Genomic DNA, 23,684 nt, shown 5'->3' with positions numbered 1-23,684 from the left:
GAAAGGGAGGATCCCCTACGACCGGAAGATCGACGACAGCGCCGGCGCCACCTGGCGGTGGTCACGCACCACGAACATCTTTCCCCGCCCGACCGCGGCCAGCTCGCGTCCCAGTTCCTCGTCCTTCTCCCCCGAGGCGTCGAGCAGCACGTCGAGCCGGGGCAATAACGCCGCCGGGCCGCGGGGGTCGGGGCCGGCGTTGTGCACGCAGTCCGACAGCAGCAGCACCCGGGCCTCCGGATTCGGACGGCGTGACAGCTCGGCCGCCGCCAGCTGCAGCGGGAACCCGACGTTGGTCAGCCCCCGGGCGGGCAGTTTCAGCAGGTCGTCGAGCAGAGTCTGAGCCAGGAAGGGTTTGCCCATCGGCAGCAGGATCGAGCAGTCCGACCAGAACGCGATCACGCCCACGTCGTCGTTGCCCAGTTCCCCGGCCAGCGCTCCGACCGTCGCCGCGGCCGTGCGGATGCGTTCGCCCCGCATCGAACCGGACACGTCCACCACCAGCTCGACCGACCGCCGACGGCGCACCCGTTCCCGCACGACGATGTCCTCGTCCTGCGGAAAGGGCTTCTCCGCCAGCACTTCCAGCGTGCGGTCGAGATCGATGTCGTCGGCACCCTCGCGGTAGCGCACGCTGACGAGTTCGCCGGTACCGCGCCGGCGCCCGGTGCCGTGGGGCGGCCGGTGCAGCGACAGGCGGGCCGCGATCTGCCGGGCGCGCTGCTTGACCTCGTTCTCCACCGGATCGCCGTCCTGCTCCAGCGGCACCACCCTGCCGGCGTCGTCCGTCTCCCCCGGCCCTCCGGAACCCTGGGCGAAGGCCTTCGCCGACGCCTTCGTCCCCCGTCCCAGGGCCTGGAGCACCGGCCCGCCACCGCTCTCGCCGATACTGAACACCATCGGCTCGGCGGTCAGGGCTTTGGGACGACGCCGGAGAGGACGCTTCGGGCGCGGCCTGCGCGGGTCACCCGGCTTCCCGACCGGGGAGTCCGCCGCGTCTTCTCTTCAACCCGGCTGGGCCGCGGCCGGGGTGAGGATGAACCGGTCTTCCCAGATCTCCCGCACGACGCGCTCGGGGGTGGTGTCGGCCGCCTCGTCGAGGTGGATCCGGCCCGACAGCGCCACCGTCATCGAATCGAGAACCACCTGCGGGTAGGCACTCTCAGGGTCCAGGCGGGTGGTGGCGTCGGCTGCCGCGCCGACGCCGCGCATGGCCGCCAGCTGGTTGGCCACGAGCACGATGTCGATGGCGCCGCGCACGCTGCTGCCCTGGCGCAGGTGCGGGTGGCGGCGTGTGGCCCGGTTCACCCAGACCGCGTCGCGCACCAGCAGGTCACCGAGCTTGCCACCGGCCTCGGTGCGCAGGTCGACGATGCCGATCTCGGCGTCCTCGGCCTGGTAGCCGACCGCCAGACGGCACAGCCGGTCGGTGATCGACGTGGACAGCCGCGTGGTGCCGACGTTGTCGTACGGGTTCATCGACGCGATCAGCCGGAAGGTCGGCACGGCCCGCACCTGCCCCACCCGCGGCACCGTGATCCGTCGTTCGGCCAGCGCGGCCAGCAATGTGTTCAGGGTGTCGTCGGGGGCCCGGTTGAACTCCTCCAGGTAGAGGAAGCCGCCCTGCCGCATTGCCTCGAGCAGCGGACCGGGCACGAAATTGTCTTCCGTGTAGTCCTCTTTCAGCACCCGCGCGGGGTTGTGGTGCCCGATGAGTTTGGCCGGTGTGAGGTCGGCGTTGCCCTCGACGTAGAACAGCGGGATGCCCCACTCGTCGGCGATCGCGCGCAGCAGGGTGGTCTTGCCGGTGCCGGGCGGACCCTCGAGCACGAGGTCCCGGCCGGCCGCCACGGCGGACAGGATCAGCTCGAGCTCGTGCTCGCGGCCGACCAGGTGGGAGGCGACCCGGTGACGGGTCTGCGCTACGTCGGGGGTGTCAGTGCTCACGGTCACCATGGTTTCAGGGTCGATGGAGGACGATGTGGCCGGGTCCCCGCGACCCTCGGGGAGGGATCGCCTGATCACCAGCAGAATCTTTCGTGATCAGGCAAACCCTCCCCGTCCCGTCAGCTCCTGCCCGATCCGGTCTCGATCCCAGGATCGAACCCGGCGAGCGGGTTCTCGTCGCACCCCCGGGCCGGTGGGGCGGAGACCACCCCGATGGCCGGGCGCACGCCGAGGGTCAGCGCCACCGGCTTCTTCGTGTTCTTCTGCTGACTGCGCAGCGGGTTCTTGTGCGAGTGGTCCAGGCTCGGCTTCGGGACGACGCCCTCCACCGCGCTCAGCGCGCTCTCACCGAAACCGCGCACGCACTCGGGGTCCGGCCCGTCCAGCGGCAGACCGGTGAAGAACTTGGCCGCCATGCAGCCGCCCCGGCAGGAATCGAAGAAGCTGCAGGACGTGCACGCGCCGCCGTCCTGCGGCTGACGCAGTTCCCGGAACAGGTCCGACGTCTGCCAGACGCTCTTGAAACCGCCCTCGTCACGGACGTTCCCGGCCTTGAACTCGTCGTGGATCGCGAACGGGCAGGCGTACACGTCGCCCACCGGGTCGATCAGGCACACGACCCGGCCCGCACCGCAGAGGTTCAGCCCCGGGAGGGCGCCACCGAACGCAGCGAGGTGGAAGAACGAGTCACCGGTGAGCACCTGGTCGCCGTTGGCCACCAGCCAGTCGTACAGCTGCTTCTGCTGAGGGGCGAGCAGGTGCAGCTCGTCCCAGACATCGGCGCCCCGGCCCGAGGGACGCAGCCGGGTCAGCCGCAGCTGGGCCCGGTACCGGTCGGCGATCGCCTTGAACTCGTCGAGCTGGTCGACGTTCTGGCGGGTGACCACGACGGACAGCTTGAACCCGGTGAAGCCGGCGTCATACATGTTCTGCATGGCCCGCATCGCGGTGTCGTAGCTGCCGGTACCGCGCACGTGGTCGTTCACCTCGGCGGTCGCGCCGTCGAGCGAGATCTGCACATCGACGTAGTCGGACGTCGCCAGACGCTCCGCGACTTCCTGGTTGATGCGTACGCCGTTGGTCGAGAACTTCACGCCGACGTGGTGCTCGGTCGCGTAGTCGACCAGGTGCCAGAAGTCCGGCCGCACGGTCGGCTCGCCGCCGCCGATGTTGACGTAGAAGACCTGCATCCGTTCCAGTTCGTCGATGACCGCTTCGGCCTCGGCGGTGGACAGCTCGCGGGGATCACGCCGGCCGGAACTCGACAGGCAGTGCACGCAGGCGAGGTTGCAGGCGTAGGTCAGTTCCCAGGTCAGGCAGATCGGCGCGTCCAGCCCGAGGGCGAACTTGTCGACCAGGCGACCCGGAGAAGGAGGCGGGCCCGACGGATTCGGGGTGAAACCGGCCGGGGTGGCCGATGCGAGCACAGTCATGCGGTGTCCTCCGCGGGCGAGGTCGTTCTCGGGCGGATCAGGTCACCCGCCGCGAGCGCGGCCAGGGCCCGGCCCAGGACCGGGAGCTGGGCCGGGTCGACCCCCGCCGCCAGACACGCGGACCGCGCGTCCGGGGCAGCGGCCAGACCATTGACGACGTCCAGTAGTTGACGGGTCTTCAGGAACGACAGGCGCCGGTTCCCGAAGTGGTACATCAGGGCCCCGAAGGGTTCCGGCCGCACGGAGACACTGGGGTGCAGCTCCCACGCTCTGTCCAGCAGGTCCAGGTCGAGGCCCGGGGCCGGTGCCGGGGGCGGCACCGACATGCGGTTGGTCTGCGTCGTCACGGCCTCGCGCCGATCAGTAGACGCCGCACATCCCGTCGATGGAGACCTCTTCGACCAGCAGTTCCTCGACGTTCGTGGCGTTCTGGCCCTCGACACCCTCGACGACGTTCTGGGGAGCGCTCGTGTTGTTCATCGAAACGACCTCTCGTCCACGGTTAACGACTTTGTCCGGGCGAGTTTATGACACTGCGTGCCGTAAGCGTCAAGGGTGGCTGACGGCAGGCTCCGGGGTCCGGCCGGCCGCCCGCGCGGAGAGGTTCCGTCCCACTCGGGCCGGGACCTGCAGTGACACCCCTGACCAAGCACCCCGGTGGTTAGATGGCCCCGCAGGGCACGTACGGCGTGCCACGACCACGAGGGAGTGTGCGGCACAGATGTCAACGGGGTCTCCGGCACGATCTGAACCCCGCAGTGGCCGCCCCCGCGCCACCAGCCGCAACGCCCTCGAGCGCATCGCCCTGGAACTGTTCACCGAGCACGGTTTCGAGGCCACCACGGTCGAGCAGATCGCCGACCGGGCGGGGGTCAGCCGGCGCACGTTCTTCCGCTACTTCGACACCAAGGCCGACGTGCTCTGGTCGGAGTTCGACGCCGAGGTGCAGACCCTGCACCGGCTGCTCTCCGAGGCCCCGGCCGGGCAGTCCCTCACCGAGTCGATCAAGCAGGCCGTGCTGACGGCCAACCACTACGGGGTGGACGATGTCGCCAGCCTGCGGGCCCGCATGGAGGTCGTCACCAACGTGCCGGCCCTCAACGCCGCCTCGACGATGCACTACGACAGCTGGGCCGGGGCCCTGGCCGAGTTCGCCGCCCGCCGCCTCGGCCAGCAGCCCGACGACCTGATCCCCCAGGCCATCGGGTTCAGCGCGCTCGGGGTGTGCCGGGCCGCCTTCGACCAGTGGGTCGCCCGCCGCGACGCCGATCTCATCAGCTATCTGGACCGGGCCCTCTCCGCCTGGCAGACCGGGTTCGCCGGCCTCGAGCAGTAGACACCCGAACCGCAGGCACCCGAACCGACGCTGCACCCCGGTCCGGATCGCCGCGGGACCGCTCGGCCAGGGATTTTGGGACTCTCTTAACCATCGGACAGGCGAGTTCGCCGTCCTGCATACGGTCCGAGTCCGAAACCATACGACTGGTGACATCCTCGTCGCCGAGGGTGAAATTCAGTTCGTCTTTCGTCAGGCCTGCCGTAATTTGATACAAAATCCAAGTCAAGCGAGGTGTAACGCTCTTCTGGCTCGCAGCGATCAATGCGGGCGACGGTCCCCAGTGCAGCAAGCGCGAAGGGTTCATTCATGTCTCTGGCCATGCCTTACCCGGCTCGACGACGCGCCACCACCACGAACAAGACCTCGATGATCACCGTGCCCGCCGAGCACGACGTCTCTCCCCCCGGTGCACCCCCCGCCGTCCCCGTCGAGCAGGTCTGGCACGTCGGCCTCTCGCGCCCCGGCATGTTCCCGTTCCGTGAGGCGAGCTGCGCCTGTGCCAAGGCCGCCTGCGGTCTCGTCGTTCCCGACCCCGAGGTCGCCTGCCCGCTGCACACCGACGGGGCCCACTTCCTGCAGGTGCACTCCGCCGCGGACTGCGACTTCCCGCGCACCGGCTGGCGGCGCCGGCGCCGCCCCAACCTGCGCTGAGCTCTCCCCGCACCGGTCCGATCGCCGGGCCCCGGAAAGCGACCCTCCGGAGCCCGGTGATCCGACCTTCCCCCTCGTGCGCCGCATCCCGCGCTTTTCCGGCCCGGCCACCGCCTGCCGTAGGGTCGGCGGGTGACTGACGGCCCCACCACACTCTCCCTGGAGGAATTGGCTCCCGAGGCCGGTGTCCTGCGCATCTACCGTCAGGTCTTCTCCGTCCTGGCCCGTGAGCACGGCGCGATGATCAACGACGTCGACCTGCTCGACATCGACGAGGCGATCCTCGCGGCGTTCGCCGATGCCGGGAACGAGGGCCTGACCCTGGAGTCGGCCGTCGCGGCCTGCCGGCGCCACGATCCCGCCTCCGTGACCCGCCGGTTCGAGGTCCTGCGGGGCTACGGCGCCATCACCCGCGTCGTCGATCATCCGGGCGAGCGATTCCACCGGGCGGCGTTCGCGCCCTACGTGATGTTGCTGTTCCTGCGCCGCCTGGCCGCCGCCGGTGGCCAGGGCGAGCTGCACCAGCTGCTGGCTCTGGAAGGTCTGAGCATCCGCTCCCCGGGAGCTGTGGCCGACGACGGCCGTGGTTCGGTGAACCGGCTCTCGCGCGTGTTCCGCCTGATGGCCAACCAGCTCTCGAGCCTCACCACCACCAGCCCGGTCGAGGAACTACGCGAGCACGCCGAGCTGCTGTGGGGCAACCGCGCCCTGATCAGCCAGGCCGAGGACGTGCACGCCCAGGCCCTGCACCGGTGGCCCGAACTCGATCGCGAGTGCGCCCAGTTGCGCACCGCCCTGGCCGCCTACGCCGACTCCAGCGAGTCCGCCGCGGCCCGGCTGATCGAGCAGGCCGGTTCCACCCGGGCGCTGGGTCTGCTGCCGGTGGAGACCTGGCGCAGCTTCGCCCGGACCTCCGACGCACAGACTCTGGCCGGGGTGCTCGACGGGCAGGTCTTCGACGCCGTCGCCCCCTGGTTCTCACCGCAGACCATGGCCCTGGCCGTGGAGAACGCCTCGAGCTCGGGCCCGGTCCGGATGCCACCGCCGCGTCCCACCGGTGACACCGACGCCCCCACCGACCGCCCGGTCGCCGGCGACGGGGACCTGCGCGAGTTCACCGACCGGGTGCTCGCCCACCGCGACCGGGTCGGGGTGGCGCAGCTGCTCGACGACGCACAGGACTGGATGGACGGGCGCCGCACCCTTTCCCTGCTGGTCGCCTCCCACCACTCCCCCGAGGTGGACGCGGAACTGACCTGGGCGGACGGCTTCCGGGTCGATCCCGAGGCGGCGGTGCCGTGGGTGTCGGGCGGGATGTTCGGCCGGGTCGTGGGGTCGGGGAACGCGTGAACACCGCTGACACCGCCCTGTGGTGGGCACGCGCCCGCGCGCTCGGCCCCGCCCGGCACCAGGCCGGCACCCCCGCTCCCGACGGTTTTCTCCGTCTGCTCGAGCCCCAGGCCAACGAGGTCTGGCTGCTCCCCGCGCACCCCGGCACCGCCGGGCCCTGGGTACTCGACGAAATGGGTTTCAACGGGCCCACGATCGAGCAGCCCAACGACACCGCGCGGATGCTGGCCGCCGTCGTCCGTTGCTGCTGGACCGATCCGGAGGCCCCGATCTGGCCGGGACGGGAGGTCGACTGGGAGACCGTGCTGTCGGTCTACCGCACGTTCGGCGACCGGGAGGAATCGGTGCTGAACCGCGCCGCGACCGGCGCGATCCGCCGTCTGAACGGCGGCGGCTGGGTGCTGTGGGACGACGACCGCCGCGTCGTGCGTCTGGGCCCGCGCTGCGGCACCTGGGTCAACGCCGACCTCACCGTGCTGCGTGAGCTCTACCGCAGCCTGCCGCCCCCGGAAGAGCCCGAGGAGGACTCTCCCGAAGAGCCCGAGACCTCTGTTCGTGATGTTGCGAACCTTTCCCCGGCGCCGGCTGATCACGAAGGTGAGGCCGACGCCGAGATGAAGGACGCGGTTGAGCACGTCGGTGAGGCCCTCACCTCGGTGCGCCCTGGGGAAGAGGGTGATCCGGCGTGAGCGAGATGGAGATGCATCCCGCCTTCACCTCGGCCGTGGCCGACCTGTCCGAGCGGCACCGGGACGAGGTGCTGGCCGCCTACGCCGCCGTCGAGCACAGCTGGCAACCGCTGCACGAGTCGCAGATGCTGGCCCTGCGCGACGCCACGCTGCGCCGGGCGCTGCAGCAGATGCTGCACCCGCTGGGCCGCACGCTGGTCAAGGTCGGCCCGCACCTGTGGACGTCGGGCTACCGCGACGACATCGCGCGGGAGCTGTCCGAGGAGATGCTGGCGTCTCTGCCCCTGGTCGACCGGGCCGTGTTCGTGCTGATCCTCATCCACTCGGTGGCGATCCCGCGCAGCCAGGGCCTGATCGACCAGGACACCTGGATCTCGAACCAGCCGACCTCGGTGGAGGAACTGAACCGCTACTCCCGGCTCCCGCGCACCGCGGTCCGCACCGGGCTGGCCCGACTGCGCGCGTCCGGGCTGGTGCAGATAGCACCCGACCGGCGTCCGCACCAGGCCCGCGGGAGCAGCAACACCAACGCGGGAGCGTCCTACCTGCCCGGACCGCAGCTCGCGCGACTGACCCCCGCGGCCCGTCGCCGCCTCCAGGAAGAGCTCATTCTCGCGGCCGGTGCGGACACCCCCCTGGCCGCCGCGATCCGGGCGAGACGAGCGCGCCCGTCCGAGGACGGCGTCCTCAAACCCGGTCCCGCTGAACCTGAAACAGCTGAAACGCAGGAGAACTCGTGAGCACGCCACCGATGATCGACCGCAACGACCCGACCGACATCGTCGGCCCCCGGGTGCTGGTCGGCGTGCAGATGGTCGACATCTCGCGGCTGTCGGCGCACCCGGTGCCGCTGACCAACGGCGGGCTCATCACCGTGGCCGGGCAGGGACCGAAAGACTCCAACGGCGCGGGGAAGTCGTCGTTCATCGCGGCGCTCAGCCTGCTGCACGCGGACGAGCAGTGGCGACTGGCCGGTGGTGCCCCGGGTGCGGCTGAGCTGCTGTTCACGGCGGAACTGGCGGCCCAGGAGGCCAAGTGGGCCAATGCCGACCACGGTTTCGTGATCGGGGTGTTCGCCGACCCGGCGTCGCAGACCCAGGACGAACTGGAGGCCGGCGCGCTGACGGTCTGGCTGCGGATCAACCGCAAGTCGCCGTACCTGAGTCTGCGCTGGGTGCGCGGGCTGCACGTGCCCTACGGCGCGAACGACGCCGAGCGCGCGGCCGGGGTCGAGGCGCTGTGGAACCGGCTGCCGCACTCCAACGGGCGGGACGACTTCCACGCCGGCCGGCTGGCCCGGGTGCTGTATGGCGGCCAGGTGCGCTGTGTCTCGTTCCTGTCCACGTCGGTGCGCGCGTCGCCGGCGGCGAACCTCCTGGCCCAGCCCCTGAACGAGCTGTCGCCGTGGCGGATGTTCGACGCCGTGGCGACCCTCACCGGGCTGGACCGCGAGCTGGAGCAGGAGCAGGCGCTGCGCTCGGGTGAGCACGCCCGGCGCACCGACGTGGCCGAGGCCGAGCACGACCTGTCCACCTGGCAGCGCGAGATGGAGGGCGTCGAGGCCGGGATCAAGCGCCGCGACCGGGCCCGGGACATTCTCGGCGAGGCGCGCGAGGCCTGGCGCTCGCGATCGGCCCGGCACGTGGTGGACGGCCTGGAACAGCTGGCCCAGTTGCGCACCAACCTCGGCGACGTGCGCGGCGGACAGGCCCAGGCACGCGTGCAGCTGGCCGAGAACGAGGCCCGGATGGAGGAACTCGGCAACGACGACGGCCTGCAGGAGACCTTCCGGGAGACCGAGCGGCTACGCAACGAGCTGCGGGAGCGTCGGAGCAACGCCGACACCCAGGCCCGGATGAACCTGCGGCAGGTCGAGGAACTCAGCGCGAAACTGCGTGACCTGAAAGAGGCGGCCCGCGCGGCCGACGGCCGGGACGTGGCCCGGGCCCGCGAGGAGGTGGCCGCGGCCCAGGAGGCGCTGGAGGCCGTGATCTCCCGCCGCGGTGCCGCCGAAGACGCGGTGGCGTCGGCCGCGCAGCAGGTGAAGGCCGCCGAGGCCGGTGATGACGTGGCCGCGCAGCAGCTGAAACTGCTGCAGAAGGCCGGGATCCCGGTCGCCAGCGTGGTCGACGTGCTGGATCTGGGCGAGAAGGAGCGGGCGGTCTGGGAGCCCCGGCTGGTGCCCTACCGTCACGCGGTCGCGGTGCCGGCCGGTCAGGCCGACGCCGCCCGCGACGCCCTGGCCGGTGAACCGGGCTCGATGATCGTGCTGGCCGACGGTCAGCCGTCCGACGATCTCCCGCGCAGCACCACCGACGAGTTCGGTCTCGCCACCTTCCTGAAGGCCCTTGAATCGCGGGCCGGTTCACGGCATCAGCACGTGGACGACACGGCCGGTGTGATCGTCGTGGCCGGCTTCGAGCGCCCGCTGACCGGGCGGGACGCCCGGGTGAAGGCGGCGCGCGAGCAGCATGCCCTGACCGTCGAGATGCTCGAGCAGATCGGCACGGCCCTGGAACGGGCCCGGGCCAAGCTGGTCACGGCCAGTTCCCGGCTGGAGGGCGCCAAGGCGGCCCAGCAGGTCGAGGACGCCGAGGTCGACATCGAGCGGCTGCGGGAGCAGGCCGGTGAGCTGCAGGAAGCCCTGGAGGAACTGCTCGGCCCGCTGGAGGATGCGGAGGCCGCGCACACCCGGGCCGCCGTCGACCGGCAGACCCGGCTGGACAAGATCAACACGCTGCGGGGCGAGGTGACCCGCAGCCGGGCCGAGGTGAAGAAGTCCGAGGAGATCGCCGAGAAGCTGGAGGCCGAGCTGCAGGCGGTCGACGTCGACGCCCGGGCCGTGGCCTGGGGCGCGACCTCCGGCAAGGCCGGGGACCACCTGCTGACACTGCCCGAGGACGAGCAGCGGCGCAGCACCACGGAGTGGAACAACCTGGTCTCCAACCATCTGGAAGACGTTCTGCGACGCTGCTTCCCCGACAGCACGGCGGCCCAGGACTACCCGGCCGAACTGCGCGAGCTGGTGTTCGAGCAGAACTGGCGGCGCAGCACCCTGGAGGCCCAGGTGCCTCTCATCCCCGACCTGATGCGGGCCCTGCGCACCCACCTGGACGTCACCGCGCAGCAGGACGCGCACGACCAGGCGATGATCGACCAGCAGCGGGCCCAGCGCCGCGCCGACCTGGAGGCCGCCCGGGCCGGCCTGTCCGAGTCCGAGCAGACCACCCGCGCCCACCGTTCCGTCCTGGCCCAGGGCATCAAGGCCAAGCTGAAGCTGGTCGCGGACGAGTTCGACCGGCTGGACCGGGAGTACGGCGGGTACGGCGCCGGGCTGGACTACCCGGAGCCGGAGCCGCCGACCGAGCCGGACAAGCCGTGGCGCTGGAGTCTGACGCCCCGCTGGCGCCGGGCCGAGAACCAGCGCATGTCCAGCTACAACCTGCGGGCCAACACCGCGCAGATGGACGAGAAGGCCGTCAAACTGGTCTGCGCCTCGGCCCTGGCCGGCGGTAACGACCGGCCGCTGCTGCTCATCCTCGACGAGCTCGGCCGCAACCTGGGCAAGCAGCACCGCCGCGAGGCCGTGGCTCTGTTCGAACGGATCGGCCGCGACCGCAACATCACGGTGATCGGTGCGCTGCAGGACGACATGGAGCGCTACGCCATCGAGGCGTCCAACCTCTACATCAAGCTGCGACGCTCGTCCGACGCGGTGGCCTACAACGACCCGCCGATCGTGCTGGGCGACGACGCCAACCGCTCCCGGGTCGAGATGCTGCGCGAGTGGATGGCCGCCTACCGCCCGACGTCGAAGAACATCGACGTGCGGGAGGACGAGCTCGACCTGGCCTAGTAGCTCAGGAGCCGGTGCCCAGGGCGAGGGTCAGGGACGCGTGTTCCAGCATTCTCGGGTCGTGGGTCGAGGTGACGACCAGCGTGCCCTGACCGACCTGGTCGAGCACGGTATCGATGACGCGGCGGGCGTTCTCGTCGTCCTGGTGACCGGTCGGCTCGTCGAGGACGACGAGCTGGGCACCGGGCAGCAGGGCCCGGGCCACCGCGACGCGCTGCTGTTCCCCGATCGATCCCCCACCGACCGGACGGCCCGCCAGCACCCCGACCCCGAGCCGGTCGAGCAGCTCGGCGGCCCGGTCGGGGGCGGCCGGGTGACCGGCGGCGAGCGCGGGCAGCACCAGGTTCTCCACCCCGTCGAGCTCGGCCAGCAGGGCCAGGCGCTGCGGCACGACCGCGATCCGGGCCCAGTCGGTCAGGTCGGCCGTGGGGGTGCCGTCGAGCAGCACCAGGCCCCGCTCCGGCCGCTCGAACCCGGCGATCAGATGACACAACGTGGACTTGCCCGAGCCCGAGTGCCCGGTCAGCGCGACCAGCAGGCCGGGCCCGGCCGTCAGGTCGACCCCGTCGAGCACCCCGTGCCCGACGTTCTCCACGGTCAGCATGACGCCCCCTCCGCTCCGTCCCCCGGCACAACCGTCTCCGGCGCCTGCAGAATCACCCGTCCCTCTTCGATGCGCACCCTCGCCCGCCGGCCCGGGAAGAGCTGGAGGGCCTCGGGCGGCAGCTGGAGTCGCCCGGCGCCGTCGATGACCGCGTCGGCGGTGCGCGCCCGGCCCGACTCCTCGTGCAGCTCCGTGCCCGAGCGTTCGGCCGAGAGCACCCCGTGCCGCAGGTGCAGCACCCGCGGGAGAAGACGCAGGGCGCGGGAGTCGTGGGTCGAGAGCACGCAGGTGGTGCCCGCGGCGGCGATCGACCTCAGGGCCGCGATGACCCGGCCGGCGTTGTCGTCGTCCAGCTCGGCGGTCGGCTCGTCGGCCACCACCAGGTCGGGGGCGTGGGTCAGCGCGGCGGCGACGGCCAGGCGCTGCTGCTCACCGCCGGAGAGCCGGGCCGGGCGGGCGTCGGCCCGGTGCGACAGGGCCAGCATCTCCAGCACCGCCCCCGGCGCCAGACCCTGCGTGCGGCCCCGGGTGCGCGCGACCTGCCGCAGATTTTCCATCGCGGTCAGGTGCGGGAACAACCCGTGCGCCGGACGCTGCGGAACCCAGGCAATACCGTTGCGGCGCAATCCGTTCAGTACCGATCCGCGAGCGCGGGTGACGTCGGTGCCGAACATCGTCACGGTGCCCGCGCTCGCCCGGTCGCGCAGGGACAGGATCGACAGCAGTGTGCTCTTCCCACCGCCGGAGGGCCCGGCGATGGCGGTCAGGCTGCCGCGCGGGAAGTCCACGTCGACACCCCGCAGGGCGTGCACCTCACCCGAGACCGCCTGGTAGATCCGCACCACGCTACGGAACCCGGCGGTGATGTCGTCACTGGTCATCGCGCAGCACCTCGGCAGGTTTCAGGGTGGCCGAGCGCCGGGCGGCGACCATGACGGCGACCACGGTGACGACGGCAGCCGCCAGAGCGCTGAGCGCCAGTGGCCCGAGCGGCACCCGGATGCCCATGGCCGGGGCCAGGTCGGGCCCGGGCTCGACCAGACGGGGTAGCAACACGAGCATCAGGGCGAACGGGGGTGCGAGGGCGGCCAGCGCCCCCAGGCAGGTGAGCGCGAGTTCCGTGGCCCGCAAACGGATCAGGCGGGAGCGGCGCAGGCCGAACCGCCGCAGCACCAGGTCGACCGGGGCCGCGCGGGCGACCCGCCGGTCCACGGCCACCACGACCGACAGCCCGGCCAGGGCGGCGGCCGCGGCCCCGAGGACCACCTGATAGCTCGCCGCCCAGCCGCTGGACGTGAGCACCGGCGTGGCCAGCGACTCCTCCAGCGACCGGGAGCTCGTCACCGTGATGTTCCGGTCCGCCAGATAACGGTCGAGCGAGGTGGGCGACTCCTGGGACCACACCCAGGTCGCGAACGTGCCCTGTCTCTCGCTGATCCCCTTCCGCGCCGGGTCGAGGTTGGGGTTGCGGGCGTCGAACGAGGCGAACAGTGAGGTTGCGTCGAAGAGGATCGTCGGCCGCCCGGTGCCGGGGAATGTCTTCACCGAACCGCGCACACCGATCTTGATCTCGTCGGCCCCCATGAGCACGGTGCCGCCGCTGCCCGTCGCCCCGGCGCTGTTCGCGTCCACCCCGACCAGGACGGCCGGAACCGTCGCGTTCCGCGCATCGGCGCTCGTGCTACCGCTCTCCGAAACGGCGCTGCCCGAAACTGTGCGGCCCGAGGCTTCACCGCCTGAGCCGCCCGTCCCCTCTGACTCCAGAAGGCCTAGCGCGGTCCGTGCTTCCGCCAGCTCCGGCCCCTCACCCCAGCTGGCGGCCCGGCGCAGGCCCGCGGGGTCGACCACGAGCACGTCGACCGTGACGTAGTCGGGCCGCAGCTGACCAGTGGCCCTCCAGACCACGGAACGCCCGGCGGGCAGATCCGGTGTGGGGCCCTCTCCCCCACCGAGGTCGTAGGAATGCGGAATGCGGGCCGCGCTGTTCGCCCCGGCCATCACCGAGGCCTTGTCCAGCGCGGAGGCGTGCACGGCGTTCGCCGACACCAGACCGTAGGCCAGCACGCCGATCCCGATGGCGAGCACCACCACCAGGTCGGCCACCGCCACCCCGGTGTTCCGCAGCCCCCGCAGCACCAGCCGGTCGGGCGACGTCGGGGCACGCCCGCGGGAAGCCCGGGCCGGGGAACCGGCCCGCCACCGCCCGAACAGACCCGCGACCGTCACGGCCAGACGCACCACCAGCGCGCACCCGCAGGCCAGCACCAGGATCGGCAGCACGGCCGCCAGCGGGTCGGTGTACGAGCTGTTGCCGTCACGGCTCAGCGTGGCGCCCACCGCCAGCACGGTGGCACCGGTGAGCAGGGGCAGCCAGGGCCCTCCGCCCCGGGACACCTTCAGCCCGGCCAGGTTCCGCGCGATCGTGCGGGTCTGCAGCAGGGTCACCAGGGCATGGGCGACCAGGGTCAGCACCGCGACGAACCCGGCCGCGAGCACCGTGGCCCGCACGGCGCCGGGCCCCAGTTCGCTCTGCGGACCGAACTGCCAGAACGCCAGCCAGGCCCCGGCCCCGCCGACGGCCGCGCCGAGCACGGCCGGCAGCAACAGTTCCAGTGCCCCGGCACCGATCACCACCGGCACGGGCGTGCCCAGGCCGAGCAGCAGTTCCGTCTCGCGGCGGCGGCGCTGGGCCAGGGCCTGCAACGCCACCACGACCGCGGCCAGCCCGAGTGCCCCACCGGCGTAGGCAATGCCTCGACCCTGTTCGGCGGCGGTGCGGGCATCGGCCTCGGCCTGGGTCTGCAGCTCGGGCAGGGCCGTCTCGACCCGGCCGATCGCCCCTTCGCCCGTGAGCAGCCCGGTCAGCTCGCTGCTCGGGTCGGCCCCTGCCACCTTCAGCAGCTGCGCCGCGGCGGCCGCCTGTTCCAGGTGCTGCGGGGTGCGCCCAGCGGGGACGAGCGACGCGGAGTACGTCCAGGTCGGCGTCTCCTGTGCGGCGGCGAGCGCGGTCTCGACGCTCTCCCGGTCGCCGATCATCAGCGTGGCCGGCGTCGGGCAGCCCAGCGGGTCGCCCGGTAACAGGGACGCGATGGACGAGAAGTACGAACCGGTGGGCAGCGCGCCGTCGGCGCCGGTGCGGTAGGTGCCCGCCAGCTTCACCGGGGCCGAGGTGTTGGCCGGTATCCCCGGCACCTGCGCCACGGTGCCGTTACCGGCACAGCCCAGGATGTCTCCGCCCTGGATGGTCTTTCCGGCGCGGAACGTGTCGCCCGGTTCCAGACGCAGGCTCGTCGCCACGTTGTCGGGCAGCCAGATGCCCTGGGCCCCACGCTTGCCCTGGACCACGTCGAGCGCCTCGACCGCGCCGGTGCGGTACCAGAGCACGGCTTCGCGTCGCCTCTGGCCGACGGCCAGGAACGGCGTCGGCTGCGCGTCGTCGAGCTGCCACGCCGACGCCCAGGTCGAGGTGATCGGCTCGCCCAGCCAGGGCACCTCGTCCACCATGTTCGTGACCCGGGGTTCGGCCGCCGACGCGAACGGCCCGAGCACCGTGACCCCGAGCGCTGCCTGGCGGGTGAGCTGGGTGTTCGACGGCACGGTCGCGAGCTTGCGCTCCAGCGAACCGGCCGCGGTCGCCCGGCCGAACAACGGCCCGGCCGCCACCAGCCCGGCCAGCAGGGCCACACTCACCGTGATCATCACCGCGAGTGAACCGCTGCGCAGCATGCGCCCCGGCGCCCGGCGCAGCAGGGGCCAGCCACCGCCACCCATATGTTCACCCTTCCGGAAAAACCACGTGTCCCGCTCGATCGGCCCCCACAGTAGGGGGCCGCACCGACAGTCTTGTCACGGCCCCGGAAGACCTCTGATCGCCCGCGCGAACGCCCCCGCCAGCACCGCGTACCCGTGCTCGTTCGGACGGAAGAGATCGGGCGCGAGCCGCCCGCGCCAGGCCCAGCCGGTACCCGTATGCCGTAGCTCAGCCACCCGTACCCGGCCCGCGCAGGCGGCGGCGTCGACGGCCGCGTTCAGCCGGTGGGCCGCTGGGCGTGGGTTCGGCAGGGTGCCCACCACCGAACCGGGCGGCAGCAGGTCCAGCAACCGCGGGAAGTCGGTCCGCAGGGCTGCCCGGAAATCGGCCCGCAGCAAGTCGTTCGAGCCGATGAGCAGGGTGACCAGGCCGATCGGCAGATCGTGCGCACGCGCTACCTCGAGCGCGGCGGGCCACTGCCTGCCGATCACGTCGTGCGTCCGGGCCCCGCTGAAAGACAGGTTGAGCAGCCGAAAATCAGGCCGGTCAGCAGCCGGCTGCCCGATGTACCCGAGCTCGGGTGCGGGCGCACCGATCCCCTGCGTCATACTGTCGCCCAGAGCCACCCACAACGGCCCGGTCCCCTGGGCCAGTTCCCGGGCGTTGCGTTCGCCCCAGGCCCGGGCGAACGGCACCACCTGGTCCTGCACCGAGCGCACGCGACGCGACATCCGGGTCAGTGCGGTCAGCAGCGCCCCCGGTGGCCGCCCGCTGAGGTTGTCGTAGCCGATCCCGTTCATCCACCGGTTCTAGAGCACCGCTCCGTCCGGCGCGAGGTGGCCGTCGGTTCAGTCATTTTCGCCAGTACAGGGGCGCACCGCACGGAATCTGCACCATGCACCCAGAACCGGCAATCGGTACGGAAGCAGTACGATCCACCGATCGGGGAAGGAGCCCATACCAATCGTGGTGAACAGCAATTCGACGAAGCCGCAGAAGACTGCGCTGCTCCTGGCGCAGCGCATCGTGCGGGACATCGAACAGCAGGGGCTGGGCCCTGGGGAGAAACTCCCGCCGGAGCGCCTGATGATGGACTCGTACGACGCCGGTCGCGGCACGCTGCGGGAATCCCTGAGATTCCTCGAGTTGCAGGGGGTGCTCTCGTTCAAACCCGGCCCGGGTGGCGGGCCCGTCATCCAGAAGCCGACGGCCGAGAACCTGGCCACCACCCTGGCCCTGGTGCTGCAGTTCGACAGCGCCCGGTACCGGGTCGTGGCCGAGGCCCGTTCGGCCTTCGAGCCCCTGATGGCCCGGCTGGCGGCCGAGCGCATCACGCCCGAAGGGCTGGCCGGACTGGAACAGACGCTCGTCGACATGGAGGCGGGCCTGCACGACACGGAGGCCTACCTGGACTCGAACCGGCGCTTCCACCAGGGCATCGCCTGGGCCAGCGACAATTCGCTGTTCGGGTTCCTGGTCGAGGCGATGGCCGGCTCCATGGACGTCACCCGCAGCACCGAGCAACCGCAGCGGCGCCGCCAGGTCGTGCTGCGCGCGCATCACCGCATCTACGAGGCGATCGCCGGGTCCCGGCCCGACGAGGCGTCCGAGGCGATGGGTGAGCACGTGCAGGAGTACCTGGTCTACGCGCAGAGAAAACACCCGGAGACGCTCGACCGGCCCATCACCTGGCAGGGTGCTCCCTAGAACCACCTGGAGCCATCTAGAGCAGGTGTCTCAGGTACGCCTGCGGATCATTCAGGTACCGCCGCCAGTGGTCGACCACCATCAGGTCGTCCCAGGCCACCTCGGTGAGGCCGTTCGCACTGAACTCGTAGATCGCCGCTCCCGGCGTCGAGGCCAGGATCGGCGAGTGCGTGGCGCAGACCACCTGGGCACCTGCTCGCCCCAGCCGGTGGAACAGCTCGACGAGCCGCAGTGACGAGTTGAACGACAACGCGGACTCCGGCTCGTCGAGCACATAGAAGCCCTTCCGGGCGAACATTGCCTCGAGTACGGTGAGAAAGCCTTCACCGTGGCTCATCTCGTCGGTCTGCCCGGACCAGTACCCCGGCACGTCGCTGTAGGTCGACATCATCGTCATCGCGGTCTCCGCCCGCAGGAAGAATCCGCTGCGCTCCTTGCGCGGGCCCTTCATCATGTTCTGCCCGGCCAGCGACGTGGTCAGCTTCAGCACCTGACCGAGCTGTGACTTCTCCCGGCTGCTGGCATATTTCGTCCCCGCCTTGCCACCGTACGGATCCAGCCCGAACGCCTCCGCGAGCGCCTCCGCCACCGTGGACTTGCCCGAGCCGTTCTCCCCCACCAGAAACGTGATCGGTTTCCGGAACGTCAGGCCGTGTTCGGCCAGGTCCCCGACCGCCGGAATCGTGTAGGGCCACCGTTCCGGATCGGCATTCTCGACGTACGCGCGACGCACCAGCATGCGGTCAGCCTAAACACGTCAGGATCAGTCGGGGACCAATCAGGCATCACTCGAGGAGCAACGTCACCGTGGCACCCTGGTCGTCGTGCCAGAAGCGGATCGAGCCCCGTAGTCCCTCGAGTTCACCCGTGCCACAACCCGGGATCAGGGTGCCGAAAGTAGAACCGTCGTCGCCGTCCATGATCCCGCCGTGCTGATAGACGAGAGTGCCCGCGCGGCCGTCGATCGTGCCCTCGAAGCGCTCGCTGGCGATGTACCCCTGTCCGGTCGCCGCCCCCGCCGTGAGCACACGCGCCACACTGGTGCCGGCCATCACCCCGGTGAAGGTCTTCCCGACCAGGGCCTGACTCATCGACGGCCCGGTTTCACCCTCCGAAGGCTCCAGGTAGACCTCCGCGTCCCAGCTGGTGACCTCGAAATCGCTCCGTATCTCTGCCATGCGCCCCAAGCTAGGGCACCGGCCGGGCAGAACCTTGAAGAAATGCGTCAACCGGCCCGGTGCTGGTCCTGGGCCGGCACCACCGGGATCGACAGCAACGGGGCCAACGCGACCACCGCGAAGGCCACCGGATAGCCGACCAGCGCGATCAGCCCTCCGACGGCCGGCCCGACCAGGGAGGCCGCCGCGAACTGACCCGTGTTCTGCAGGCCCAGAGCCCGTCCCGACCAGGCGGGCCCCGCCGCCTCCGCGACCGAGGTGAAGGCCAGACCGTTGTCGGCCACACTCACCGCCGTCGCCGCGACCATCGCCGCCCCGGTCACGAAACCCCGGTCCAGAGAACCACTTGCCGCCAGCGCCAGCATCACCACGAACCCACTCACCGCAACCACCCGCAGCACTCCGACCCGGCTGCCCACCCGGTCGCTCACCGAGCCGATCAGGATCCGCCCGATCGCCCCGGAGAACTGCGCCGCGGCGATCAGCACCCCCGCGGCCGTCGCGTTCCAGCCCTGCCCGGCGGTCAGCCAGACCAGCCCGAAGGTCGACAGCGTGAACTGCGGCACCACCAGCAGGATCGACACCAGGTGGATCCGCGTCAGGAAACGGCTGTTCCGGTAGGGGTTGGCGAGCAGGTCCCGGTTCTCGTCGACGGTGGACGCGGGTGGGTGCAGCTGGGTTTTCTTGCTTGAGGACGCATTTCCGCTCGGTTCCCGCCCGCTGACGGGTGCCGGCATCGTCCTCTGCTCGAAAGATCTCTGCTGACGCACCGGATTCGGCGCATTCGCGATCCCCACCGCACACGCCACCGCCAGCACCCCCGTCAGCACCCCCGCCAGCGTCAGCGGGGCCCAGGTGCCGTACCGCCCGGCCAGGGGCGGCACGACCAGCGCGGCCACGGCCACACCCAACGGTTGCGACATCTGCCGGATGCCCATCGCCAGCCCCCGTCGCGAGCGCGGGAACCAGCCCACGACGACCTTGCCGGTGCTCGAGTTCGTACTCCCCGACGCGGCCCCCGCCAGCACCAGCAGTGCCGCCAGCGACCACAGCCCGTTCACCGGGGCCGCGGCCAGGGCGAACACCGCGGTCAGCGCCAGACCGCCGGCGATCACCCAGCGCTCGCCCACCCGGTCGGCCAGGGCGCCCCACAGCACCAGCGTGAGCACCAGCCCGAAAGTGGGTGCGGCGGCGAGCAGTCCGGCCTGGGCCAGGGGTAGCCCGCGTTCGACGTGCAGCAGAGGAATCAGGTAGGCGGGCGTGCTGACCAGCAGCGTTCCGGCGGCCTGCGCGGCCACGCCGAGACCGAGCATGCGCCAGGCAGCGCGGGGCACGGTCTCGGTGGGCAGAGGGGTGGCCATCGGAGCTCCTTCTTGCGGTACCGTTTAGGTGTACCCAATTGGTATACCAAAGGAGTTCGCCGTGGCAACAGCCGACGCCACGCCCTACACGACCCTGCGCGCAGCCATCCTGTCGCTGGAGCTCATGCCCGGTGAGAAGCTGAGCGAGCGCGGGCTGGAATCGATGCTGAACGCCTCGCGCACCCCGATCCGGGCCGCTCTGATGAGCCTGGCCAACGAGGGCCTCACCCGGCGCGAGGGCCGGGGATGGCAGGTCACGCCCATCGACCTGGCCGAGGTACGCGCGGTGATGGAGTACCGCGAGGCGGTGGAGTCCGCGGCCGTGGTGCTGGCCGTCGAGCGCGCCGAGGCCGAAGAGCTCGACGCCCTGCGCGATCTCGCCGCGGCCCACCGTGACAACGACGACGAGGAGACCGGTCTGCGCGACGGCGGCGACTTCCACGTGGCGCTGGCCCGGCTGTCCCGCAATGCCTTCCTGGCCGACGGCATGCGCGACGTGCTCACCCGCCTCAGCCGCACCCGCTGGCTGGAGGTCCGCACCGCCCAGTCGCGTCTGCAGGCCCGCGACGAACACCTGCGCATGGTGGACGCGATGGTCGCCCGGGACCCGGAACTCGCCTCCCGGCTGGTGGTCTCCCACTCCCGCGGCACCCGCGACCGACTGCTCACCCATCTGGCCGACGAGAAGCGGCGGCTGCGCGGGCGGGGGTTCTCGATCATCGAGAGCTCGACCGTGCCGCCGCCGCTGACGTGATCAGCGCTCCCGGCGGATCAGCAGACGGATCGGGGAAGATCCGTGCGCTATCACCGCACCGATCTTCCCCGATCTTGCCTGACCCGGCACGAGGCACCACAGAGGGACGGGCTTCCTCGCCAGCCGGCCACCGCCAGGACGGCGGCTACCTGAGCCGCCACCTCACAGGAGTGGGCCGTGACATCACGCCATCCATAACGCAACACCACCTCTCCCCCGGCGACCACAGCGTTGTCCCGGCGCAGGTCCCTGAATGCTTCGTCCACCGGATGCGCCTCCCGGCCGTCCAGTTCCACCACCAGCAGCCACTTCTCATAGCGCACGTCGCGATACCGCCGCCGACCGTCGATGCTGAGTTCGAGCTGATTGCGCACGCCTCGGGGCAGCCGATGGGCGCGTTCCACCTCCCGTAGATATCGGCGCTCCAGTGGGGAGTGGACTCCGTCGGCGAACTCCGCGAGCAACTCGGTGACGAGCCGGCGCCACCGATGCCGTGGGCGTGCGGCCAGTCCATCTGCGACCAGCGAAGTCGTGACGAGCCGACGCTGCAGCGTTCTCAGCACAACGTCGCAGACAGTTTCCGGGGAAGCGGCCGCATCCGCGACGTCGAGCACCGCGTGCTCGATGCGCAGCTGAGGCGGGTTCAGCGTGCGTCGTGCGCGCCGGGCCAGGTCACGCACTCGATGAATCGTCAGGCCCGCGCGTGCCTGTACTCGGCGTTCATGGGGCACGCAAACATCGATAGGGCCGCGATGTCCAGGCCAGAGGCGGGCCAGCCCGAGCGTCGCATGCGGTCCGGCCACCGCACCGGGCCCGCCGTACAGGACAGCGCCCCACACTCTCGTCAGTTCGGGCACCGGCCCCGAATGAGTGACGTACACACCGGGCCACAACACCTGCCATCGACCGTTGTCGACATGGCGCCGAACTTGTCGGGCGGACAGGCCCTGGCCGAGCAACTGCGACCGGGCCACCACCCCCTGCTGAATCTCGCTCAGGGCAACCCACGGCTCCCGCATCTCTTCAGGATGCCGGTCCCGGAGAGGCTCCGGGACGGGGTGTGGATAAACCTGATCGGGGAAGTTCCGTGCGCTGTGACCGCACGGAACTTCCCCGATCCTCAGCCGGTCGGCTCAGCCGGCCGGCTGGTCGTCGTCTGACAGGATCGCGAACATCAGCGAGTCCCGCCAGCGGTCGCGGACCTTCAGGTGACGACGCATGCGCCCTTCGTACTGCAGACCGACCTTCTGCAGCACGTTCTCCGAGGCCTTGTTCTCCGGATCGCAGGTCGCCGAGATCCTTTCGAGGCCGAAGCGCTCGAAGCCCCAGCGCACCAAGGCCCGCGACGCCTCGGTGGCATAGCCCTTGCCCCACTCGTCACGGCGCAGCACATACCCGAACTCGCCCCGTCGGTGCGCCGTGCTGAGGATGCGCAACTCGACCGCGCCGATCACCTCACCCGTCTCGGCGATCGTCACCAGCTTGTTGAACGAGGTGCGCCCCGGATCAGCCAGCACGGCGAGCTCCTGCCGCACGAACGCCTCACTGTCCTCAGGGGTGTTCGGACCCCAGGCCACGTACCGGCAGACCTCGGGGTCACTTGCGTAACCGTGCACGTTGGCAGCATCAGTGCGCGCGACGTCACGGAGTATCAGCCTGGAGGTGTGCAATTCGGTCACGGATCAACGCTACTGGTCGCCCGGGCGTCCGGTCTCCGGAATTTCGTCCTGGTCAGGGCGCCGGGCTCCGGGCGGCAAGCCACGCGGCCAGGACCTCGGGGCGCAGCCGGCCTCGATCGGGTACGTCCATCCCCTGGCCACGGGCCCAGGCGCGCAGTGCCTTCGTGGACGGCTCCGGCTCATCAGACTGCGATTCCCGTTCCGATTCCGGCGCGGGTCCCGGGTTCAGGGCAGCCTCTTGCTCGGCCCAGACCCGGGCTGCGCTGAGCCAGCGATACGTCCATTCCTCGGCCAGTTTCCGGGTGTCGCAGAAGACGATCGGCACACCGGGCCAGGCGATCTGCAGCTCCGCGATGCCGTCGGCCACCAGCGCCGGCCGCACCCGGTCCTGGGCAAAGACCTTCGAGTAGGGTTCCTCGACCACCACCGCAGCCCGCGGGAGTGCGGCCAGGTCGGCAAGGGCGTACCGGAGGCGTCCGCCGGTCAGGCTTCCGATCAGATCGGCCATCGTCTTGCGCTCGACCGCCGCGATCAGCCGGTCGTTCAGCGTGATGGCATAGTCGCCGCAGGTGAGTGCCTGCCGGGTAGTCGTGACCGCCTGCTGCGGGAACTTGTACGGGTACTTCTCGTGGGCGTCGACCAGGATCTCGAGTTCGCTGATCCCGGCCGCGCGGGCTGTCGGGGTACGCACATCGGGCCGGGACTGCTTGCGCGTGCGCGGTGACTGCCAGAACACCATCTGCCGGCCACGGGCGTGGGTGAACACGATCTGGGTGCGGCTCTCGCGGGCACGGTCGGCGACGATGTCGATGGCTGCTCCCCGCCGGTCACAGACCCGCAGCTTCACCTTCTCGACCTCGTCCAGAGTGCCGTCGAGCGGCCAGGCTTCCAGCGGTAACGGGTGGCAGTACAGCCCACTGGTACGAGGCCACGTATCTTTCGTGGCGAACACCAGTCCCTCGCCCAGGGGAAGACGTAGCAGGTAGGGCAAGCGGCTGTCCGGGTCGGGGTTACGGGCGATCACCAACTCCACAGCTTCACGCTACCGGGTGAAGCCGGTACTACCTCATCAAAACTTGCTGGAAGACAAGGAACCCCGCCGTCTCTCCCCTCCCTCCTCTCCCCTTCTTCGTTCGTGATCATGCAAAGTGTCCCCGGGGACACTTTGCATGATCACGAACAAGGGGTGGGGGGTTGTGGACGACCTGCTGGCGGACGAAGTAAACCTCCCCTCGCGCTGTGGTCGCCCCGAACCGGCCCGCAAACGCAGTAATGGCGGCCCGCGCCGCCCGATCGAAAGTTTCTTCGTCGGGCGGGGGCCGCCATTACTGTCTTCAATTTTTGTCCGGCGATGTCCTACTCTCCCACACCGTAACCAGTGCAGT

The 23,684-nt window shown here is 70.8% G+C and carries 23 protein-coding genes; 8 read left to right on the top strand and 15 right to left on the bottom strand.

From position 1 onward, the window contains the following. Positions 1-15 precede the first annotated feature (15 nt). From QSK05_RS34405 to mftA, 5 genes are all read right to left on the bottom strand, one after another. Positions 16-900, bottom strand: coding sequence for a vWA domain-containing protein (locus QSK05_RS34405; protein ID WP_285601598.1), 885 nt, complete (start codon positions 898-900; stop codon positions 16-18). Positions 901-1,005: 105 nt separating this feature from the next. Beyond that, the gene (locus QSK05_RS34400) at positions 1,006-1,956 is read right to left on the bottom strand and encodes an AAA family ATPase (protein ID WP_352303627.1); all 951 of its coding nucleotides are present in this window, start codon (positions 1,954-1,956) and stop codon (positions 1,006-1,008) included. Positions 1,957-2,066: 110 nt separating this feature from the next. Further along, complete coding sequence (gene mftC / locus QSK05_RS34395) at positions 2,067-3,380, bottom strand: mycofactocin radical SAM maturase (protein ID WP_285601596.1); 1,314 nt, start codon at positions 3,378-3,380, stop codon at positions 2,067-2,069. Then, positions 3,377-3,727: a mycofactocin biosynthesis chaperone MftB gene (mftB, locus tag QSK05_RS34390; RefSeq protein ID WP_285601595.1), complete on the bottom strand. Its 351-nt coding sequence runs from the start codon at positions 3,725-3,727 to the stop codon at positions 3,377-3,379. Before mftB ends, mftC begins: the two co-directional genes overlap by 4 nt. 13 nt (positions 3,728-3,740) lie before the next feature. After that, positions 3,741-3,860, bottom strand: a complete 120-nt coding sequence (gene mftA / locus QSK05_RS34385; RefSeq protein ID WP_285601594.1) for a mycofactocin precursor MftA — start codon at positions 3,858-3,860, stop codon at positions 3,741-3,743. A gap of 241 nt (positions 3,861-4,101) precedes the next feature. On the opposite strand from mftA, the gene mftR reads away from it, so the two are divergent. From mftR to QSK05_RS34355, 6 genes are all read left to right on the top strand, one after another. Continuing rightward, a complete protein-coding gene (gene mftR / locus QSK05_RS34380; RefSeq protein ID WP_285601593.1) occupies positions 4,102-4,716 on the top strand; it encodes a mycofactocin system transcriptional regulator MftR in 615 nt (204 codons plus the stop codon). A gap of 309 nt (positions 4,717-5,025) precedes the next feature. Continuing rightward, positions 5,026-5,370 carry a hypothetical protein gene (locus QSK05_RS34375; protein WP_285601592.1) on the top strand — a complete coding sequence of 115 codons (345 nt, stop codon included), beginning with the start codon at positions 5,026-5,028 and terminating at the stop codon, positions 5,368-5,370. A gap of 132 nt (positions 5,371-5,502) precedes the next feature. Next, positions 5,503-6,720, top strand: a complete 1,218-nt coding sequence (locus tag QSK05_RS34370; RefSeq protein WP_285601591.1) for a hypothetical protein — start codon at positions 5,503-5,505, stop codon at positions 6,718-6,720. Next, a complete protein-coding gene (locus QSK05_RS34365) occupies positions 6,717-7,409 on the top strand; it encodes a hypothetical protein (protein WP_285601590.1) in 693 nt (230 codons plus the stop codon). The genes QSK05_RS34370 and QSK05_RS34365 overlap by 4 nt, the downstream gene beginning before the upstream one ends. A 5-nt stretch (positions 7,410-7,414) precedes the next feature. Then, positions 7,415-8,149: a hypothetical protein gene (locus QSK05_RS34360; protein WP_352303660.1), complete on the top strand. Its 735-nt coding sequence runs from the start codon at positions 7,415-7,417 to the stop codon at positions 8,147-8,149. Then, positions 8,146-11,265: a coiled-coil domain-containing protein gene (locus tag QSK05_RS34355; RefSeq protein ID WP_285601588.1), complete on the top strand. Its 3,120-nt coding sequence runs from the start codon at positions 8,146-8,148 to the stop codon at positions 11,263-11,265. Before QSK05_RS34360 ends, QSK05_RS34355 begins: the two co-directional genes overlap by 4 nt. A 4-nt stretch (positions 11,266-11,269) precedes the next feature. Here the strand turns inward: QSK05_RS34355 and QSK05_RS34350 are convergent, their stop codons facing one another. The 4 genes from QSK05_RS34350 to QSK05_RS34335 form a co-directional block, all read right to left on the bottom strand. Continuing rightward, complete coding sequence (locus QSK05_RS34350) at positions 11,270-11,869, bottom strand: ATP-binding cassette domain-containing protein (RefSeq protein WP_285601587.1); 600 nt, start codon at positions 11,867-11,869, stop codon at positions 11,270-11,272. Next, positions 11,863-12,750, bottom strand: a complete 888-nt coding sequence (locus QSK05_RS34345; protein ID WP_285601586.1) for an ABC transporter ATP-binding protein — start codon at positions 12,748-12,750, stop codon at positions 11,863-11,865. Before QSK05_RS34345 ends, QSK05_RS34350 begins: the two co-directional genes overlap by 7 nt. Next, the gene (locus QSK05_RS34340; protein WP_285601585.1) at positions 12,740-15,640 is read right to left on the bottom strand and encodes a hypothetical protein; all 2,901 of its coding nucleotides are present in this window, start codon (positions 15,638-15,640) and stop codon (positions 12,740-12,742) included. Before QSK05_RS34340 ends, QSK05_RS34345 begins: the two co-directional genes overlap by 11 nt. 75 nt (positions 15,641-15,715) lie before the next feature. Then, positions 15,716-16,420: an SGNH/GDSL hydrolase family protein gene (locus tag QSK05_RS34335; protein WP_285601584.1), complete on the bottom strand. Its 705-nt coding sequence runs from the start codon at positions 16,418-16,420 to the stop codon at positions 15,716-15,718. Between the two features lie 166 nt (positions 16,421-16,586). On the opposite strand from QSK05_RS34335, the gene QSK05_RS34330 reads away from it, so the two are divergent. Beyond that, positions 16,587-17,327 carry a FadR/GntR family transcriptional regulator gene (locus QSK05_RS34330; protein WP_285601583.1) on the top strand — a complete coding sequence of 247 codons (741 nt, stop codon included), beginning with the start codon at positions 16,587-16,589 and terminating at the stop codon, positions 17,325-17,327. Positions 17,328-17,343: 16 nt separating this feature from the next. Here QSK05_RS34330 and QSK05_RS34325 read toward each other — a convergent pair whose 3' ends face one another. From QSK05_RS34325 to QSK05_RS34315, 3 genes are read right to left on the bottom strand one after another with little or no spacing between them, the layout of a single operon-like run. Beyond that, the gene (locus QSK05_RS34325; protein WP_285601582.1) at positions 17,344-18,066 is read right to left on the bottom strand and encodes an AAA family ATPase; all 723 of its coding nucleotides are present in this window, start codon (positions 18,064-18,066) and stop codon (positions 17,344-17,346) included. Between the two features lie 46 nt (positions 18,067-18,112). Beyond that, a complete protein-coding gene (locus QSK05_RS34320) occupies positions 18,113-18,505 on the bottom strand; it encodes a DUF3224 domain-containing protein (RefSeq protein WP_285601581.1) in 393 nt (130 codons plus the stop codon). A gap of 47 nt (positions 18,506-18,552) precedes the next feature. After that, a complete protein-coding gene (locus QSK05_RS34315) occupies positions 18,553-19,866 on the bottom strand; it encodes an MFS transporter (RefSeq protein ID WP_285601580.1) in 1,314 nt (437 codons plus the stop codon). 61 nt (positions 19,867-19,927) lie between these two features. On the opposite strand from QSK05_RS34315, the gene QSK05_RS34310 reads away from it, so the two are divergent. Then, a complete protein-coding gene (locus QSK05_RS34310; protein ID WP_285601579.1) occupies positions 19,928-20,620 on the top strand; it encodes a GntR family transcriptional regulator in 693 nt (230 codons plus the stop codon). A 50-nt stretch (positions 20,621-20,670) separates the two neighbouring features. On the opposite strand, the gene QSK05_RS34305 is transcribed toward QSK05_RS34310, so the two are convergent. The 3 genes from QSK05_RS34305 to QSK05_RS34295 form a co-directional block, all read right to left on the bottom strand. Then, positions 20,671-21,639 carry a putative endonuclease domain-containing protein gene (locus tag QSK05_RS34305; protein ID WP_285601578.1) on the bottom strand — a complete coding sequence of 323 codons (969 nt, stop codon included), beginning with the start codon at positions 21,637-21,639 and terminating at the stop codon, positions 20,671-20,673. A gap of 114 nt (positions 21,640-21,753) precedes the next feature. Then, a complete protein-coding gene (locus tag QSK05_RS34300) occupies positions 21,754-22,299 on the bottom strand; it encodes a GNAT family N-acetyltransferase (protein ID WP_285601577.1) in 546 nt (181 codons plus the stop codon). Between the two features lie 52 nt (positions 22,300-22,351). Next, on the bottom strand, positions 22,352-23,332 hold the full coding sequence (locus tag QSK05_RS34295) for an ERCC4 domain-containing protein (RefSeq protein WP_285601576.1): 981 nt from the start codon (positions 23,330-23,332) through the stop codon (positions 22,352-22,354). Positions 23,333-23,684: the final 352 nt, after the last annotated feature.

Source organism: Kineosporia sp. NBRC 101731, from assembly GCF_030269305.1.
Classification (GTDB): domain Bacteria; phylum Actinomycetota; class Actinomycetes; order Actinomycetales; family Kineosporiaceae; genus Kineosporia.
The sequence above is the reverse complement of the archived record's forward strand: the minus strand, read 5'-3'. Positions and strand labels throughout refer to the sequence as shown.

Excerpts from the sequence above, each read along its gene's own strand:
- QSK05_RS34405 (WP_285601598.1), bottom strand. The coding sequence starts at position 900 with ATGGTGTTCAGTATCGGCGAGAGCGGTGGCGGGCCGGTGCTCCAGGCC.
- QSK05_RS34400 (WP_352303627.1), bottom strand. The coding sequence starts at position 1,956 with ATGGTGACCGTGAGCACTGACACCCCCGACGTAGCGCAGACCCGTCAC.
- mftC (WP_285601596.1), bottom strand. The coding sequence starts at position 3,380 with ATGACTGTGCTCGCATCGGCCACCCCGGCCGGTTTCACCCCGAATCCG.
- mftA (WP_285601594.1), bottom strand. The coding sequence starts at position 3,860 with ATGAACAACACGAGCGCTCCCCAGAACGTCGTCGAGGGTGTCGAGGGC.
- mftR (WP_285601593.1), top strand. The coding sequence starts at position 4,102 with ATGTCAACGGGGTCTCCGGCACGATCTGAACCCCGCAGTGGCCGCCCC.
- QSK05_RS34375 (WP_285601592.1), top strand. The coding sequence starts at position 5,026 with ATGTCTCTGGCCATGCCTTACCCGGCTCGACGACGCGCCACCACCACG.
- QSK05_RS34360 (WP_352303660.1), top strand. The coding sequence starts at position 7,415 with ATGGAGATGCATCCCGCCTTCACCTCGGCCGTGGCCGACCTGTCCGAG.
- QSK05_RS34350 (WP_285601587.1), bottom strand. The coding sequence starts at position 11,869 with ATGCTGACCGTGGAGAACGTCGGGCACGGGGTGCTCGACGGGGTCGAC.
- QSK05_RS34345 (WP_285601586.1), bottom strand. The coding sequence starts at position 12,750 with ATGACCAGTGACGACATCACCGCCGGGTTCCGTAGCGTGGTGCGGATC.
- QSK05_RS34340 (WP_285601585.1), bottom strand. The coding sequence starts at position 15,640 with ATGGGTGGCGGTGGCTGGCCCCTGCTGCGCCGGGCGCCGGGGCGCATG.
- QSK05_RS34335 (WP_285601584.1), bottom strand. The coding sequence starts at position 16,420 with ATGAACGGGATCGGCTACGACAACCTCAGCGGGCGGCCACCGGGGGCG.
- QSK05_RS34325 (WP_285601582.1), bottom strand. The coding sequence starts at position 18,066 with ATGCTGGTGCGTCGCGCGTACGTCGAGAATGCCGATCCGGAACGGTGG.
- QSK05_RS34320 (WP_285601581.1), bottom strand. The coding sequence starts at position 18,505 with ATGGCAGAGATACGGAGCGATTTCGAGGTCACCAGCTGGGACGCGGAG.
- QSK05_RS34315 (WP_285601580.1), bottom strand. The coding sequence starts at position 19,866 with ATGGCCACCCCTCTGCCCACCGAGACCGTGCCCCGCGCTGCCTGGCGC.
- QSK05_RS34305 (WP_285601578.1), bottom strand. The coding sequence starts at position 21,639 with ATGCGGGAGCCGTGGGTTGCCCTGAGCGAGATTCAGCAGGGGGTGGTG.